This is a genomic window from Allochromatium vinosum DSM 180 (assembly GCF_000025485.1).
GTDB lineage: Bacteria > Pseudomonadota > Gammaproteobacteria > Chromatiales > Chromatiaceae > Thermochromatium > Thermochromatium vinosum.
This window is the reverse complement of sequence record NC_013851.1, coordinates 3,138,667-3,152,451: the sequence shown is the minus strand read 5'-3', so window position 1 is coordinate 3,152,451 and position 13,785 is coordinate 3,138,667. Positions and strand designations below refer to the sequence as shown.

The 13,785-nt window shown below is 61.1% G+C and carries 12 protein-coding genes; 3 read left to right on the top strand and 9 right to left on the bottom strand.

Features of this window, described 5'->3' with window-relative positions:
- Positions 1-12 precede the first annotated feature (12 nt).
- From ALVIN_RS13900 to ALVIN_RS13885, 7 genes are all read right to left on the bottom strand, one after another.
- Positions 13-999, bottom strand: a complete 987-nt coding sequence (locus tag ALVIN_RS13900; RefSeq protein ID WP_012971961.1) for an AAA family ATPase — start codon at positions 997-999, stop codon at positions 13-15.
- Positions 1,000-1,207: 208 nt separating this feature from the next.
- On the bottom strand, positions 1,208-1,792 hold the full coding sequence (locus ALVIN_RS17240) for an IS5 family transposase (RefSeq protein ID WP_223295226.1): 585 nt from the start codon (positions 1,790-1,792) through the stop codon (positions 1,208-1,210).
- Entirely contained in the window at positions 1,683-2,048 is a 366-nt protein-coding gene (locus tag ALVIN_RS18065; RefSeq protein ID WP_223295282.1) for a transposase, read from the bottom strand. The genes ALVIN_RS17240 and ALVIN_RS18065 overlap by 110 nt, the downstream gene beginning before the upstream one ends.
- A 96-nt stretch (positions 2,049-2,144) precedes the next feature.
- The gene (locus ALVIN_RS17660; protein ID WP_012971960.1) at positions 2,145-3,077 is read right to left on the bottom strand and encodes a reverse transcriptase family protein; all 933 of its coding nucleotides are present in this window, start codon (positions 3,075-3,077) and stop codon (positions 2,145-2,147) included.
- Positions 3,064-3,351: a helix-turn-helix domain-containing protein gene (locus ALVIN_RS13895; protein ID WP_012971959.1), complete on the bottom strand. Its 288-nt coding sequence runs from the start codon at positions 3,349-3,351 to the stop codon at positions 3,064-3,066. Before ALVIN_RS13895 ends, ALVIN_RS17660 begins: the two co-directional genes overlap by 14 nt.
- A 601-nt stretch (positions 3,352-3,952) precedes the next feature.
- Positions 3,953-4,468, bottom strand: coding sequence for a single-stranded DNA-binding protein (ssb, locus tag ALVIN_RS13890; RefSeq protein ID WP_012971958.1), 516 nt, complete (start codon positions 4,466-4,468; stop codon positions 3,953-3,955).
- 86 nt (positions 4,469-4,554) lie between these two features.
- Entirely contained in the window at positions 4,555-5,913 is a 1,359-nt protein-coding gene (locus ALVIN_RS13885; protein WP_012971957.1) for an MFS transporter, read from the bottom strand.
- Positions 5,914-6,168: 255 nt separating this feature from the next.
- On the opposite strand from ALVIN_RS13885, the gene ALVIN_RS13880 reads away from it, so the two are divergent.
- The 3 genes from ALVIN_RS13880 (at position 6,169) to opgC (ending at position 10,270) form a co-directional block, all read left to right on the top strand.
- Entirely contained in the window at positions 6,169-8,037 is a 1,869-nt protein-coding gene (locus ALVIN_RS13880; RefSeq protein ID WP_012971956.1) for a methyl-accepting chemotaxis protein, read from the top strand.
- 28 nt (positions 8,038-8,065) lie between these two features.
- Positions 8,066-8,980 (top strand): CHAD domain-containing protein, encoded by a 915-nt coding sequence (locus tag ALVIN_RS13875; RefSeq protein WP_012971955.1) that lies wholly within the window; start codon positions 8,066-8,068, stop codon positions 8,978-8,980.
- A gap of 114 nt (positions 8,981-9,094) precedes the next feature.
- A complete protein-coding gene (gene opgC / locus ALVIN_RS13870; RefSeq protein WP_012971954.1) occupies positions 9,095-10,270 on the top strand; it encodes an OpgC domain-containing protein in 1,176 nt (391 codons plus the stop codon).
- 34 nt (positions 10,271-10,304) lie between these two features.
- Here opgC and ALVIN_RS13865 read toward each other — a convergent pair whose 3' ends face one another.
- Both ALVIN_RS13865 and ALVIN_RS13860 read right to left on the bottom strand, forming a co-directional pair.
- Positions 10,305-11,492, bottom strand: a complete 1,188-nt coding sequence (locus ALVIN_RS13865; protein ID WP_012971953.1) for a VWA domain-containing protein — start codon at positions 11,490-11,492, stop codon at positions 10,305-10,307.
- Positions 11,489-13,783, bottom strand: a complete 2,295-nt coding sequence (locus ALVIN_RS13860) for a DUF5682 family protein (RefSeq protein WP_012971952.1) — start codon at positions 13,781-13,783, stop codon at positions 11,489-11,491. The genes ALVIN_RS13865 and ALVIN_RS13860 overlap by 4 nt, the downstream gene beginning before the upstream one ends.
- Between the last annotated feature and the right edge of the window lie 2 nt (positions 13,784-13,785).

Sequence of the window (13,785 nt, the reverse complement as noted above, 5' to 3'; positions counted from 1 at the left end):
CCCCTTCGTCCCTCAGTTCTTATGGCGATACTCGCGGGCCAGCGCGGTATCGATATGACTCTTTTCCAGGAATTCCCGGCCAGACAGGATCATCTCCTTGACCGCGCGCCGAAGAACCCGCTCGATGTCCGCATGCGACATGCCTTTGAACAGGGAGGCCACTTGGCTATCATCAGACTCGAAATTACGGCGGATACCGGAGAGCTTCAGTGCCAACAGACGCTTGATTTGCTCCAGATTGGGCGTCTCGAATCGCACAATCTCATCGAAACGCCGCCACACCGCCTTGTCCAGCAGGGCTTCGTAGTTCGTGGTTGCAATGAGGATGCTCTCGCCGCGATATCCATCCATCATCTGCAGGACGGCATTGACGGAGCGCTTGAGTTCGCCGTGATCAGCACTGTCGCCGCGATCCTTGGTTAGCGCATCGAATTCATCGAATAGCGCAACGACTGGGTAAGCCGCGATATAGTCGAAGACCTTGCGCAAGTTGGCGGCGGTTTCCCCTAAAAAAGAAGAAATAACCGAATCCAGCCGGATGAGAATGAGTGGCATAGACAGGGCATGCGCAATAACCTCGGCGGCTAGCGTTTTGCCACAACCTGGAGGGCCGCAGAACAATAGCTTTTGGGCGGGTTGCATACCATAAGATCGCAGTACGTCAGCCCGGTTATGTTCCATGAGGATTTCATCGAGTGCCGACTGCGTAGCATCCGAGAGGATGATGTCCTTCTCCTCCCGAATCACGGCTCGTTCTTCAAGCAGCGCAAGACCATTGTCTTTGTTGGCCGGTAGGCCTGGCAGGCTTTGTAACTTGCGTGCATTGTTTCCGACTGTTGCCTGATCGCCATAAAGCAAACGCTCCAAGTCATTGGCGAGCAGATGATGGTTCTTTTCGCGCTCCTCTTTGATAACGGCTTCGGATGCCGCACGGAAGCCAGCAGCATCACCTTGCGTTCCCGATTTGATGAGTTGTCGCAGCAATGTTCCGCTGGCCATATTTCGCTTTTTTCAATTATGGGAACGTGTCAGGCACTGCCTATTGATGCGCTGGCCTTAACAGGATTGCTCGGCTTATGTCGATATTTTGATCAACCCAATTAAATGACCGATTAGGCGTCATTGGTCTAATCAGGCATCCAATTCTGCCGTGTGGAATGATGGTCCCAACTTAGAGGCTGTCTAGAAACTGGAAAAACAGTCTTTTCTAGCTAGTAGCCAATTTATAGTGAATTTGATTATTGCAAATTTGGCGAAGCAACAACCGACTAGACGCCAAGTAAACTTGAGACTCACTTGAGGTTGGCTTACGCTCGTAATCTTTACTCAATCGACGCGAACGACCAAGCCAAGCGAATGTTCTTTCAACGACCCAACGACGTGGCAAGACATGAAAACCTTGGCGACCGGTCTGCTTCTTAACAATAGTGAGCGTACAGGCAAACTGCTTAAATACCCACTCAATCAGCTCTGCCCCGGCGTAGGCTCCATCCGCCCAAATAATTTTGACGGATTGGATGAGTAGAAATAAGCGTGCGATCACTTCGCGTGCAGCTGTGCCATCAAACATGTTGGCGGCATGCACCCACACGACAAGCACGCAACCCATTGTATCTACAACGATATGCCGCTTGCGGCCTTTGACTAACTTACCGCCATCGAACCCAGAGGCCCGTCTAGACTCAGGGGTTCCCTTGACACTTTGGCTGTCGATGATCGCGCCTGTTGGATCTGGTTTTCGGTCTTTTTTTTTCGCGTAATTGCTCGCGTAAAGCGGTATTAAGATTTTCAAGCAATTTGTTATCTGTCCACTTATTGTAGTAATAGTTAACCAGTTTGTAGGATGGAAAATCATTTGGCAAATAACGCCACGGACAACCTGTTTTGTTTAAATAAAAAATAGCGTTCAAGATTTCACGTAGATCACTTGATCTTGGTCGGCCTGTTGTATAAGGCTCAAGTTCTTCGAAAATGCTTTCAACAATCTCCCATTCTTCATCGGAGATATCGCTTGGGTATTTTTGCGAAGATTCTTTTTTTGAAGTCATATTCACGACATGAGTGAAGTTAATTGACTCGTGAACCTTGCCATATTTTCCAAAAAATATACATAAAAATCAATTTCTTAGTTTTTAGACAGCCTCTTAAACTTGGTGTTGTTTTTCGAGACGCTGTAGGTAGCTTCGAGCAGGTTTTACCCTTGATTTAAGACTAGGGTCGAGTAAGCTACCTGTTGTTAGCTGCCCCACCAACGATCTCATCAAAAGACTCTTCTGACTGCGGCTGCTGCATATGCGAGCTGCATTCCGAGTATCTCTGATCTTGCGATGTTTTGCATGGGGCAGTTTCATTTTGCCATCAATAAGGATGACACCTGTAATCAGCTTAGGTTTTACCCTCTGATAAACGCGTCCTTTGTGCGCGAACAAACCGTTACCACGGATTATGCGGTCTAGACGGCGAATATGCCACCGCTTGACGTACTGAATTGATACGTAGAGGTCATCTACGTACAGAGTCATTTTGCCGCCAAACTGATTTACGGTTTTTGCAAGTTTATCGAACATCTTTTTGTGCGCAAAGAATGCCAGGACTTGGCTAGCACAACTTCCGGTTGGTAGATGTCCAGAAACACAAAGCAGGGAAGCTAGTGTTTGTGATACCTTAAAGCTACAACCGAAAGAAAACCTAAAAAGCTTGTAGATATGATCAGTCGTAGTGCTCAAGAAAAATGACTTGATATCAAGCTTGAATCCAGCAAGTGCGCTGCTATGCTGTTGTGCATTAGTTATATAGGAGCGACCACTAACGCCAGAGTGAAGGTATTCAGGCGTAGTTATTCTGGAAAGAAGGGAAAAAACTCGCTTGTGCACCGCCTCTAGACGAGGCTTTGGATATTCTATTAGGCGAGACTTGGCGCCGTCATGCTGGTGGAACTTTTTATAATTATCTTGCGACTTCAATAGCTTGGCTATCACCTTGCGATCAAATTTCAATACTTCGCAGAGCTTCTTGAGCGAGTAGATCTTGTAGAGTGGAGATTGATTGATTGCATATGGGGATTTAATTTTCTTCATCGGCGCTCTCGGCAATCCATTCCATTATGCGAAGAGCCTTCTTTGCAGGTTTAAACGCGGTTTCTCCAGTTGCAATATTCTCAGAAAAAATCAAGAATGACGAGGTTGGAACTTTGAAAGTGGCGGAATATCGCTCCAAAATATCTATAGTCGGAATCTTCTTGCCGCTCTCCAACTCGGACAAATAAGACTTGGAAATGCTCAGTTTCTCCGCAAGAGCAGCCTGGCTCATCCGGTGAAACTGTCTTGTCAATTTAAGAGCTTGATTCAACATGATTATCTAACGCTGCATTCAGGTAGGTTGCTACTCATTTATCTTCTGGCCAACCCTCTAGCCAAGCAAGCAGTCTGAACACCCATAAGATAAGACGCCAAACATGCTTGTTTAGGAGAAGCCTTTTAAGATTCCTGAGTAGCTTCCGCAGTCTGTTGCTCTTTCGATCAGTCATAGCTAATTCCTCTTGTTACGAGTTGGACGGAATGCCCAACTCCTCGCGGGTAACAGAGGCGGACTAGACTGCGGTTTTACCTACCTAGCAACATGACGACGAGTCTCGCGGCTCGTCGTCCCAAATTTCTCGTCCGGCACGCGGCACCCCGGCGAGGGCGTCGACCGATGTGGCCGGCAGAGTAGGTAGAGGCCTGAAGGCCTCCCTAGACACGGGGTCTATGTTGCGCGAGCTGTTAGTCTGGTTAAGCAACGTTTATATTTTGCCTGTTCGCCTTCAGTGCGTCAATATTCGCTGATAGCGAATTATTTTCAGGATGCGACCCCGTACACCTCAAGGGATTGCGGATGACTTTGAGGTGGAACTTCAGAGATACTTGTGGTTTTTATGCCATAAGAGCTTGATTCGACTAGCAAAGCTGCGCACTTAGAATGGGATGTCGTCGTCGAAATCGGCCCCGCCGCCGAAGCCGCCGCTGTCCTGATTGCTCGGCCGGGGCGCGTTTGGTGCGGTTGGCCGGCCACTGCCCGAACCGCTACCGCCGCGCGCAGACGGCGGGGCGTCGTCAAAGGGCACGGAGGAGGCACCGCCCGGCCGACTGTCGAGCATCTGCATGGTGCCGCCCATGTCGACGACGACCTCGGTAGTGTAGCGATCCTGACCATCCTGGGCCTGCCACTTGCGGGTGCGCAGCTTGCCCTCGACGTAGATCTTGGACCCCTTGTGCAGATACTGCTTGACGATCTCGGCGAGCTTGCCGAAGAAGACCACGTTGTGCCACTCGGTCCGCTCCTGCAACTCGCCCGTATTGCGATCCTTCCAGCTCTCGCTGGTGGCGATGCGCACATTGGCCACGGCATCGCCGCTGGGCATGTAACGCACCTCGGGATCGGCACCCAGATTGCCGATCAGGATCACCTTGTTGACACCTCGTGTCGCCATGTCTCTAAACTCCCACCGGTCGCGCGCGGACGCCGGTTATCGACCTCATATAAATCCGAAAGCGACCAGTCGACTAGCCGGTCGGGCTAGGCGTTGGCCGCCGAAAACGTCTGCAATCTTGCCCAATCGGTCTGACGACTGTCCACTTTGAGATAGGCGACGCCCTCGTCGAGGGCGATCACGGCTTCTTTCACGCCCGGAATCTCCAGCAGCCGCCGTTCCAGGCTGGAGACATCGAGCGTGGCGCCCGAGGTGCCGAGCGCGATCACATGACGACTCAGGTTCTCCGGGATCGGCAGCGTCCAGACCAGCCGCAGCCAGAGCAGGGCCGTCAGCATCCCGACCAGATAGACCGCCTCGCCACCGAATTGCTCATGCGCCAGCCCGCCGAGCAGGCCGCCGAGAAAGGCGCCGACGAACTGCGAGCTGGAGAAGACGCCCATGGCCGTGCCCTTGGTCCCGGCCGGCGCCGCCTTGGAGACCAGCGAGGGCAGCACCGCCTCCAGCAGATTGAAGATGGTGAAGACTACCGCCAGCAGCACCCCGACCAGCCACAGCGTTTGATTGAACAGATAGAAGCCCAGCATCGAGAGCGCGAGCACCGCCACCGAGCCGATCAGGACCGAACGTACCCGTCCGCCCCGCTCGGCGAGCACGATGAAGGGCACCATGGCCAGGATCGCCACCAGTACCGCCGGCAGATAGAGCATCCAGTGCTCGGTCACGGGCAGCCCGGCCTCGCGCAGCGACAGCGGCAGCACCACGAACAGACTGACCATGGTCAGATGCAGCATGAAGATCGCCAGATCCAGCCGGATCAGTGTCGGATCGCGGACCACGCCGGCGAGCTGATCGAGCACCGGCTGGGCGTCGCGATGGACCTTCGACTGCTCGGGATCGGGCACGACAGCAGCCAGCAGCAGCATCCCGCCGAGTGCGAGCAGGGCCGTGAGCCAGAACAGACCCGAGATCCCGATCAACCCCGTGAGCGGCGGTCCCAGCACCAGCGCGGCAGCGAAAGACAGGGCGACACTGATCCCGATCGCCGCCATGCCTTTGGTACGCACCTCGTCGCGGGTGAGATCGGCGGTCAGGGCGATGATGGCCGCTGCGATCGCGCCGCTGCCCTGGAGTGCGCGCCCGATGATCACCCACTGGATGCTGTCGGCCAGGGCCGCGACCAGACTGCCCACCAGAAACAGCACCAGCCCGCCATAGATCACCGGCTTGCGCCCGATTCGATCCGACAGCAGCCCGAGCGGGATCTGGAACAGCGCCTGGGTCAGCCCATAGGCGCCGATCGCCAGTCCGACCAGCAGCGGCGTGGCGCCGGGCAGGTCGTGAGCATAGAGCGCCAGCACCGGCAGCACCATGAACAGCCCAAGCATCCGGGTCGAGAAGATGGCGGCGAGTCCGGCGGCGGCGCGGCGTTCCAAGGCCAGCATGGGCACGTTCGGGATCTCGGGATGGGAGCGGTTTGGTCGATTCACGGGCCGGCCTGTGTCTGTCGAGAGCATAAGGGTCGAATCATAAACCGCGTTCAGTGTGAGCGGCAGGGTTTTCGAAGAACACTTGACCGGCTGTGCCCGGTTGTCATCACCCGGTCACATGGCTCTGCTGTAATGCAGCCCTTCCAGCCGCCCCGCTGTTGCATCCATCGCGCACCCCTCTCCATCGGCCACCGAGACGCCGAGTGACTCATGACTATCCGAAAAAGCGTCACCCTTGCGGCGATCCTCGTCACCCTGACGGTCGCCGCCGCCCTGATCCTGGTCGCCCAGGCCGGCAACCTCCGACTCGAACAACGCCTCACCCAGGAGGCGGCCTCGGGCCGCAGTCTGGTCTGGAACCAAAGTCTGGAACGTCTGTTCGAGCACATGAACACCGGCATGGTCGACTTCGAGCGCGACTTCGCATTGCGGCAGGCGCTCAAGAGCGGCGATGCGCAGGCCGCGCGTCAGGCCGTCGAGTCACTGATCAATCTGGTCAGCGAGCAGGGCTATTTCGATCAGCTGATCGTGTTAAAGCTCGATGGCGAGCGTCTGTATGGCGATGAGGCGTCGGCTGTCTCCAGCCATGTGCAAGCCCTGGTCACGGCTGCGGCTGCCGATAATCGGCCCAAGCACGGCCTCGGGCTCAATGCGCAGGGCGAACCCGTCGCGCTGCTGGCGTTTCGGCTGCTGGTGCGCCATGAACCCATTGGTACGGTCGTGTTTCAGAGATCACTGAGCACGGTTCTGGAGCGGTTCAAGGCCATACAGGATGCCGAGGTCTATCTGGTCAGTGCCGAAGGCTCGCTGTTCGCCGGCACGCGTCCGGATCTCTTCGAACAGTTGGGGCTGACCTGGCCGGCGCTGGGACGGATCGACCGCCAGACCCGATCCATCGATACGGCGACCTACACGGCCACGCTCCTGCCGCTGCCCGGCGTCGACGGACAGCCGCTGGCGCATCTGGTCAGTGTCGCCGACGCTACGGCCGCTCATCTCGAACAGCGTCGCTTCGAGCTCATCGCCTATACCGGGGTCGCCCTGCTGCTGATCCTGGCGTCCCTAGGCTTGTTCTATTACATGCGCCATGCTCTGCGTCCCCTGCATACGGCCGTTGTCACCGTATCCGCGCTGGCCGAGGGCGATCTGAATGTCTCCTTCGAGACCGGACGCCAGGACGAAGTCGGAACATTGATGCGCGCGCTGCAGGGCATGGCCGAGCGTCTGCGCCACATCATCGGACACCTGCATGTGGCCAGCGGCGATCTGCATGACTCGGCGAGCAACATGGTGCGTCTGGCCGAGCACAGCAAGATTCAATTCGACCGCCAAAAGGCCGAGACCGGCCATGTGGATAACGCGGTCACGCATTTGGCCAATGCGGCACAGCAGGTCGCCGACCACACCAGCCGCGCCGTCGACGCCACCAGCGACGCCCGCCGGCGCATCGAACACAGCCGTCAGATTCTCGATCAAACGACGCAAATCATCGAAGCCCTGGCGCATGAAATCGATCAGGCCGCCGAGGTGGTGCTGAGTCTGGCCGATCGCAGCCAGTCGGTCGGCAACGTGCTCGGCGTGATCCGCGAGATCGCCGGCCAGACCAATCTGCTGGCGCTGAACGCCTCGATCGAGGCGGCGCGTGCCGGCGAACATGGTCGCGGCTTCGCCGTGGTCGCCGACGAGGTGCGTCAGCTCGCGCAGCGCACCCAGCGCTCGATCGAGGAGATCGAGACGCTGATCGGCGCGCTACGGAGCAGCTCCAGTGCCGCCGTCGAGGTCATCCATGCCAATCGTGACCGCGCCCGGCAAAGCGTCGATCACTATGGTCAGGCGGTTCAGAATCTGGACGCCTTCGCCGAATCCGTGGCGATCCTGACCGACATGACCCATCAGATCGCCGGCGCCGCCGAGGAGCAGAGCCGCATGGCCGAGGAGATCGCCGTGGCCATCAATCAGATCGCGGCCCTGGCGCAGGATCATGCCGAGGCGGCCGAGTCGGGATTCGGCCGGGGTGCCCAGTTGAACGACCTCTCCAAGCTGTTGCACGAGCAGGTGGCCTACTTCCGGATAAACTGATAACCGGTTCCGGAATCGCGAGAGATCCATGAACAAGCGGAAGAGCAAAACACCGGTTCCCATGCATGCGGGTCTGACGGTGAGCGAGGCGCTGGCCGAGATCCTGTGCCACGATTTTCAGGCCATGCTGTCGTGGGAGGACCAGGCCCGCTCCTGGGACGACACCGAGGGCGTGCATCAGATGCGCGTCAGCTCGCGGCGGATGCGCGCCGCCCTGTCGGCCTTCCGCACGGCGGTGCCCAAGACCGTCAGCCGGCCCTGGAGCGAGGAACTGCGCTGGATCGCCAACCAGCTCGGTGCGGCGCGGGATCTCGACGTCTTCATCGATGAGGGGCTGGCGGCCGTTCGCGACCGGCTGCCGCTGTCCGGCGGCGAGCGGCTGGCCGCGCTCGCCGAGCGGCAGCGGGCAGCGGCCTATGAGCCGGTGCGCGCGATGCTCGACAGCGAACGCTATCTGGCCTTCAAGCTCGACTTTCCCGACTGGTTCGGGCACGCCGCCTGGACTCGGGCCGAGCTGTCGCGGCAGGCGCGTCGGACGCTCGAACGGCCGATCGTGCAATATGCGCGCAAACGGCTGGATCGTCTCATGCGCCATGTGCTGGAAGCGGGTCTGGGACTCGACCGGAACGATCCGGAGTCGATGCATCTGTTGCGCATCGAGTGCAAGAAACTGCGGTATGCCGCCGAGTTCTTCGCCCCCATCGTTCCGGGTCTCGACGACTTCATTGGTCGCCTGAAAGGACTCCAGGATCTGCTGGGCGTGCTCAACGACGCGGCGGTCATGTCCGACCTGCTCACCGAGCTGCTCGCGGATGAGTCCGATGTCGAGGTCATCCGCTATGCGGGTGCCCTGATCGGCTGGCGTACCCATCAGGCCTATGATCTACTGAGCGGCTTCGATGAGCGCTGGCGCGAGTTTCGGCGCCTCGAACGGCCGTGGTGATGGCGGACATTCGGGGCGCTATCGATGGCCGCGACGCATTGCCCGAACCTGGGCCGTCCGTGTTTGCGGATCGAGCACGAACTCCCCGCGCTCCATGCCAAGTGACCCCAACGCTTGAATCACTCACCAGCCGCCTATCCGACCTCCGACAACGGACGCGACCTGCGCATCGATCTGCTGCGCGGGTTGATCATGGTCTATCTGATCATCGTGCATTTCGAACTGGCGTCGGCCTTGAGCCTGTTCGCCTGGGATCGGCTCGCGTTCGTTTCGAGCGCTGAAGGCTTCGTCTTCCTGTCCGGTGTCGTCGTCGGGATGGTTTATCGGCGTCGTCTGGAGCGCGACGGACTGGCGGCGGCGACGCGCCTGCTGTGGCAGCGCGCCTGGCAGCTCTACAGGGTGAACCTGTTCGTGATCGCCAGTATCGCCGTGTTCGGACTGATCCCGGCAATCAATGTGTTCGAGTTCACGCACTGGACCAGTCCCTGGTCCGGTGAGTCGTTTCCGCTCTATCCGCCCGCCTGGACCGCCTGGTGGGACTATTTGAAGCAGATCCTGCTGTTGCGTATCGGCCCGCATCAGTTCCAAGTCATTGGCCTGTACGTGGTACTGATGGCCGCTGCTCCGATTGCGCTCTACCTGCTCAGTCGACGTCTGGCCTGGGTCGTGCTGCTGCTGAGCTGGGGGGCCTATGCCCTGAATCACGTTCTGCAACTCAATCCGACCGGCGCGCGCTACGAACACGCCTTTCCGACCCTGACCTGGCAACTGCTGTTCTTCAATGGTCTGCTGGTCGGGTACTACCGCGAGCGCACACTGGAGTTTCTCGCCGGGCCGGCAAGCCGCCGACTGGTCTATCTGTGCGGCGTGCTGCTGGCGGGATTTCTGTTCCTCGCCAACAACAACCCGCATCCGCTGTTCTGGCCCTGGGGTCAGATGGATGTCATCGATCCGCAGATCTTCGGTGAGCTGTATCGAACCTGGTTCATGAAGACCCCGCTGGGACTGGGACGGCTGCTGAACGATGTGGCCGCCTTCATCGTCGTCTATCATCTGCTGAGCCGTTACTGGCGTCCTGTCGAACGCACGATCGGCCGGTTGCTCATTCCGCTGGGCCAGAACTCGCTATACGTGTTCATCCTGCATGTCTATGTGCTGTTGATCCTCTACAACACGCCGTTGCCGGGCCTGGATCTGTTTTGGGTCAATACGCTGCTCCACATCGGCGTGATCGGCTCGATCTGGCTGATGGTCGAACGGCGCTTTCTGTTCTCGATCGTGCCGCGTTGAGGCGTCACGCGACACCTCCTGTTCCGGACCCGGTTCAGCCCTCCGCCCGTGCTGTCACCAGCCCCTGCTTCGCGGCCCACAGCGCCACGTCCTCGCGCCGGATCGCAGCGGCCATGAGTTCGGGGAACTGGTCGGGCGTGCAGGCGAAAGCCGGTGCGCCGAGCGCGGCCAGCTTGGCCGCGAGCTGGTGGTCATAGGAGGGCGCACCTTCATCGCTCAGGGCCAGCAGCACGATGACCTGTACGCCGGACTGGATGAGTTCGGCGGCGCGCTGGAGCAACTGGCGTTCGACGCCGCCCTCGTAGAGATCCGAGATCAGCACCAGGATACTGTTGCGCGGTTCACGGATCAGTCCCTGACAGTAGCCGACCGCACGGTTGATATCGGTGCCGCCCCCGAGCTGGATGCCGAACAGCACCTCGACCGGATCGCTCAGGTCCGCCGTGAGATCGACCACGGCGGTGTCGAACACCACCAGATGCGTCCTGACGGCCGGTAGCGAGGCCATGACCGCGCCGAAGATGCTCGAATAGACGACCGAGTTGGCCATGGAGCCGCTCTGGTCGATGCAGAGCACGACCTCGCGCTGGGTGCGTCGCGCCTTACGGCCATAGCCGATGAGCTGCTCCGGGACCAGGGTCTGATAGTCGGCCTGCCAGTGGCGCAGGTTGGCGCGGATGGTACGGTTCCAGTCGATCTCGGCGTGTCGGGGACGACGGTTGCGCTCGGCGCGGTTGAGCGCACCGCTGACCGCCGCACGCATCGGTTCGTCCAGCCGCGCCATGAGTGCGGCGACCACCCGGGCGACGACGGTGCGCGCGGTGTCGCGGGTCTGAGCCGGGAGGATGCCGCGCAGGGCCATGAGCGTGGCCACCAGATGCACGTCCGGCTGCACCGCTTCCAGCAGCTCGGGTTGCAGCAGCATCGACTTGAGATCCAGCCGCTCGAAGGCGTCGCGCTGCATCACCTGTACCAGCGGTCCGGGGAAGTAGCGGCGGATGTCGCCGAGCCAGCGCGCGACCCGCGGCGAGGAGGCGCCGCTGCCGCCGCGCAGTCCGCCCGGACCGTCCGGATCGTAGAGCGCACCGAGCGCGGCGTCGATCTGTGCGTCGAGTCCGGAGAGCACGCATCCGCAACCGGATTCAGCCGGCTCGCCCAGGATGAGACGCCAGCGCCGGAGTCGGGTCTGGTCGGGGTCGGTCGGGTGGCTCGGATCGGTCATGGTGCGAATCCCAGGAGACGTTGCAGCAGCGGGATGGGCCGCTCGGCGCGTGCCGGATCGATGGCCGTGTCCGTCATGGCCAGGGGCGCGACGCTCGCCGGGCGCCGGGCGCGTTCACCGAGCTGGCGGCGCTCGGCCGGCGCGAAGGCCGAGAAGGCACGTCGCACCAGCGGCAGCACGCGCACGAAATGCTCTTCGCTCAAGCCGGCGACCCAGTCGTCGACCAGGGCCCAGAGGCTCGGGTCGTGCAGCAGCACCAGGGCGCTCCGGTTGAGGAAACCTTCGAGCCAGGCAGCGGCCGGCGCCGGATCATTGGCGAGCGACAGAGCCAGCGACAGACGGCGCGCGGTCGTTTCCAGATCCGCCTGCTGGGCATCGAACAGCAGGCGCGCGGCCAGACCGCCGATCAGGGCATGACAGGTCGCGCTCTCGGCGAGACTCATCAGCGCCTGCGACCACGCCTGCTCGAACTCCGCGTCCTGAAGCAGACGCAGCGGGCGGTCGGCGCCCTGGATGGCTGTGCGCATGGCGTCGGCGGCCTCGTCGTCGAGCGCCGTGCAGGCGCCGGGCAGCGCGAGCGCGGCGCGCGGCACCAGTCCGGCGAGGACATGAGCCACCAGACCGCTGTCGGTCTGGCGCACGTTGCCGTAGCGCAGGATCGAGGTCAGCGGCGGAATGGCGCCCAGCATCTGGGGCACGTCGCCGGCGACGGCGGCCTGATCCTCCAGGCGGCGCGTCACCGGCACGATGGCCGCTTGCAGATCGGCGAGCAGCAGGCGATCGACCAGCTCGCACAGGGCCGGCAGTGTGTCGGCGTGTTCGGCGGCATCGATGACGCGGCGGGTGGCGGCCTCCTCGACGCTGTTGCCCCAGCGGCTGGCCTCGATGATGGTGAGCGCGTGCCGCGGCTCCCATTGCAGCGTCCAGACCTCGTGGAAGGTGCCCTTGACCGAGCGCCCGGTGCGCTGCACTTCGCCCCAGTCGATCCCGAGCAGCGACAGACGATGGAGCAGGTGACTGCGCGCCAGATCCGTGGGTTTGCGCAGGTCGAGATCGAGCGTCTTGCGGCTCGCCTCGGGTTTCAGGCGCACCGCGCGCTGGCGCTCGGTGATGTCGCGTTGCAGGGGCACGACCGGGGTCTGCTCCGGGATGCGTCCCAGCCGCTCGCCGATGACGAGCGCGCGATGGATGAGCCGCAGCGGCGCTTCCTCGCCCTGGCAGACGACCGTGCGCAGGGCCTCGTCGAGTTCGTCGAGACCGGGCTGGGGGCGTTCGCGCAGCGCCGCCAGCGCGTCGGCCAGCCGCACGGCCTCGATCAGATGGGCCGATGAGCAGTCGAGATCCTCGGCGCGCAGCAACTGCGCGGCCCGGGCGACCCAGCCGATGGCCCGTCGCTCCGGGGCGCTGTGCCAGAGGTGCTCGTACCAGCCGGGCGAGGCGATGCCGGCGCCATAGCCGCTGGCGGTGCTCAGATGCGGATAGGACCAGGGCACCCAGGTTGCCTCGACCGCACGCTTGGGCAGCGACTTGAGGAGCGCGTTGTCGGCGGTCGCGCTCGGCAGTTCGGCCAGGGCCGGGACGTGCCAGGCCCCGCAGACCACGGCGATGCGCTCGAAACCCTCCTTGCGCGCCTGACGCATCAGCTTGCGCATGTGCGCCTCGCGTCGGGCCTCGTGCTCGCGCCTGTGTGCCGTCCAGTGATCGTCGCCCGACTCCTCGCGCACCAGGGTCATGGCCTCGCGGATAGCCGCGAACAGGTGCAGACCGTCGCCGCGTTCCTCGACCAGATGATTCCACCAGGACTCGCCATCGCTGTAGCCGGCGGCACGGCCGAGCCAGTCGAGCGGGTCTTCACGCCGCTGTTCGCTGTCGGGGTCTGCGGCGGCCTCAGATACTTCATCGGGATCTTCGGCAGCGGTTTCGGTTTCTTCGATGTCTTCGGCCAGGGGTTCGCCTGGCGCGTCGAGCGCGAGCCGGTGGGCGACCGGCAGATCGAAGAAGCGGGTCGGCAGACCGCGTTCGAGTCCGAAGCGCAGCGCCTGCCATTCCGGCGAGAACTCGGCGAAGGGATAGAAGACGGCCTCGCGCGCGTCCTTGGGATCGTAGACGAGCAGGGCGACCGGCGGCGCCAGTTCCGGATCGCGCAGCCATTCCAGCAGCGCCTGTCCCTCCGGCGGACCCTCCACCAGGATGCAATCGGGGTTCAGGGCCTCCAGCGCCTGGAGCAGACTGCGCGCGCAGCCTGGACCATGGTGGCGGATGCCGAAGAGATGGAAGGGCGAATCGGCCATGT

What these genes read in the sequence shown, in the direction of transcription:
- ALVIN_RS18065 (WP_223295282.1), bottom strand. Translation starts at nt 2,048, where the DNA reads ATGACTTCAAAAAAAGAATCTTCGCAAAAATACCCAAGCGATATCTCC.
- ALVIN_RS13875 (WP_012971955.1), top strand. Translation starts at nt 8,066, where the DNA reads ATGAACAAGCGGAAGAGCAAAACACCGGTTCCCATGCATGCGGGTCTG.
- ALVIN_RS13880 (WP_012971956.1), top strand. Translation starts at nt 6,169, where the DNA reads ATGACTATCCGAAAAAGCGTCACCCTTGCGGCGATCCTCGTCACCCTG.
- ssb (WP_012971958.1), bottom strand. Translation starts at nt 4,468, where the DNA reads ATGGCGACACGAGGTGTCAACAAGGTGATCCTGATCGGCAATCTGGGT.
- ALVIN_RS13860 (WP_012971952.1), bottom strand. Translation starts at nt 13,783, where the DNA reads ATGGCCGATTCGCCCTTCCATCTCTTCGGCATCCGCCACCATGGTCCA.
- ALVIN_RS13885 (WP_012971957.1), bottom strand. Translation starts at nt 5,913, where the DNA reads ATGCTGGCCTTGGAACGCCGCGCCGCCGCCGGACTCGCCGCCATCTTC.
- ALVIN_RS13895 (WP_012971959.1), bottom strand. Translation starts at nt 3,351, where the DNA reads ATGTTGAATCAAGCTCTTAAATTGACAAGACAGTTTCACCGGATGAGC.
- ALVIN_RS13900 (WP_012971961.1), bottom strand. Translation starts at nt 999, where the DNA reads ATGGCCAGCGGAACATTGCTGCGACAACTCATCAAATCGGGAACGCAA.
- ALVIN_RS17660 (WP_012971960.1), bottom strand. Translation starts at nt 3,077, where the DNA reads ATGAAGAAAATTAAATCCCCATATGCAATCAATCAATCTCCACTCTAC.
- ALVIN_RS13865 (WP_012971953.1), bottom strand. Translation starts at nt 11,492, where the DNA reads ATGACCGATCCGAGCCACCCGACCGACCCCGACCAGACCCGACTCCGG.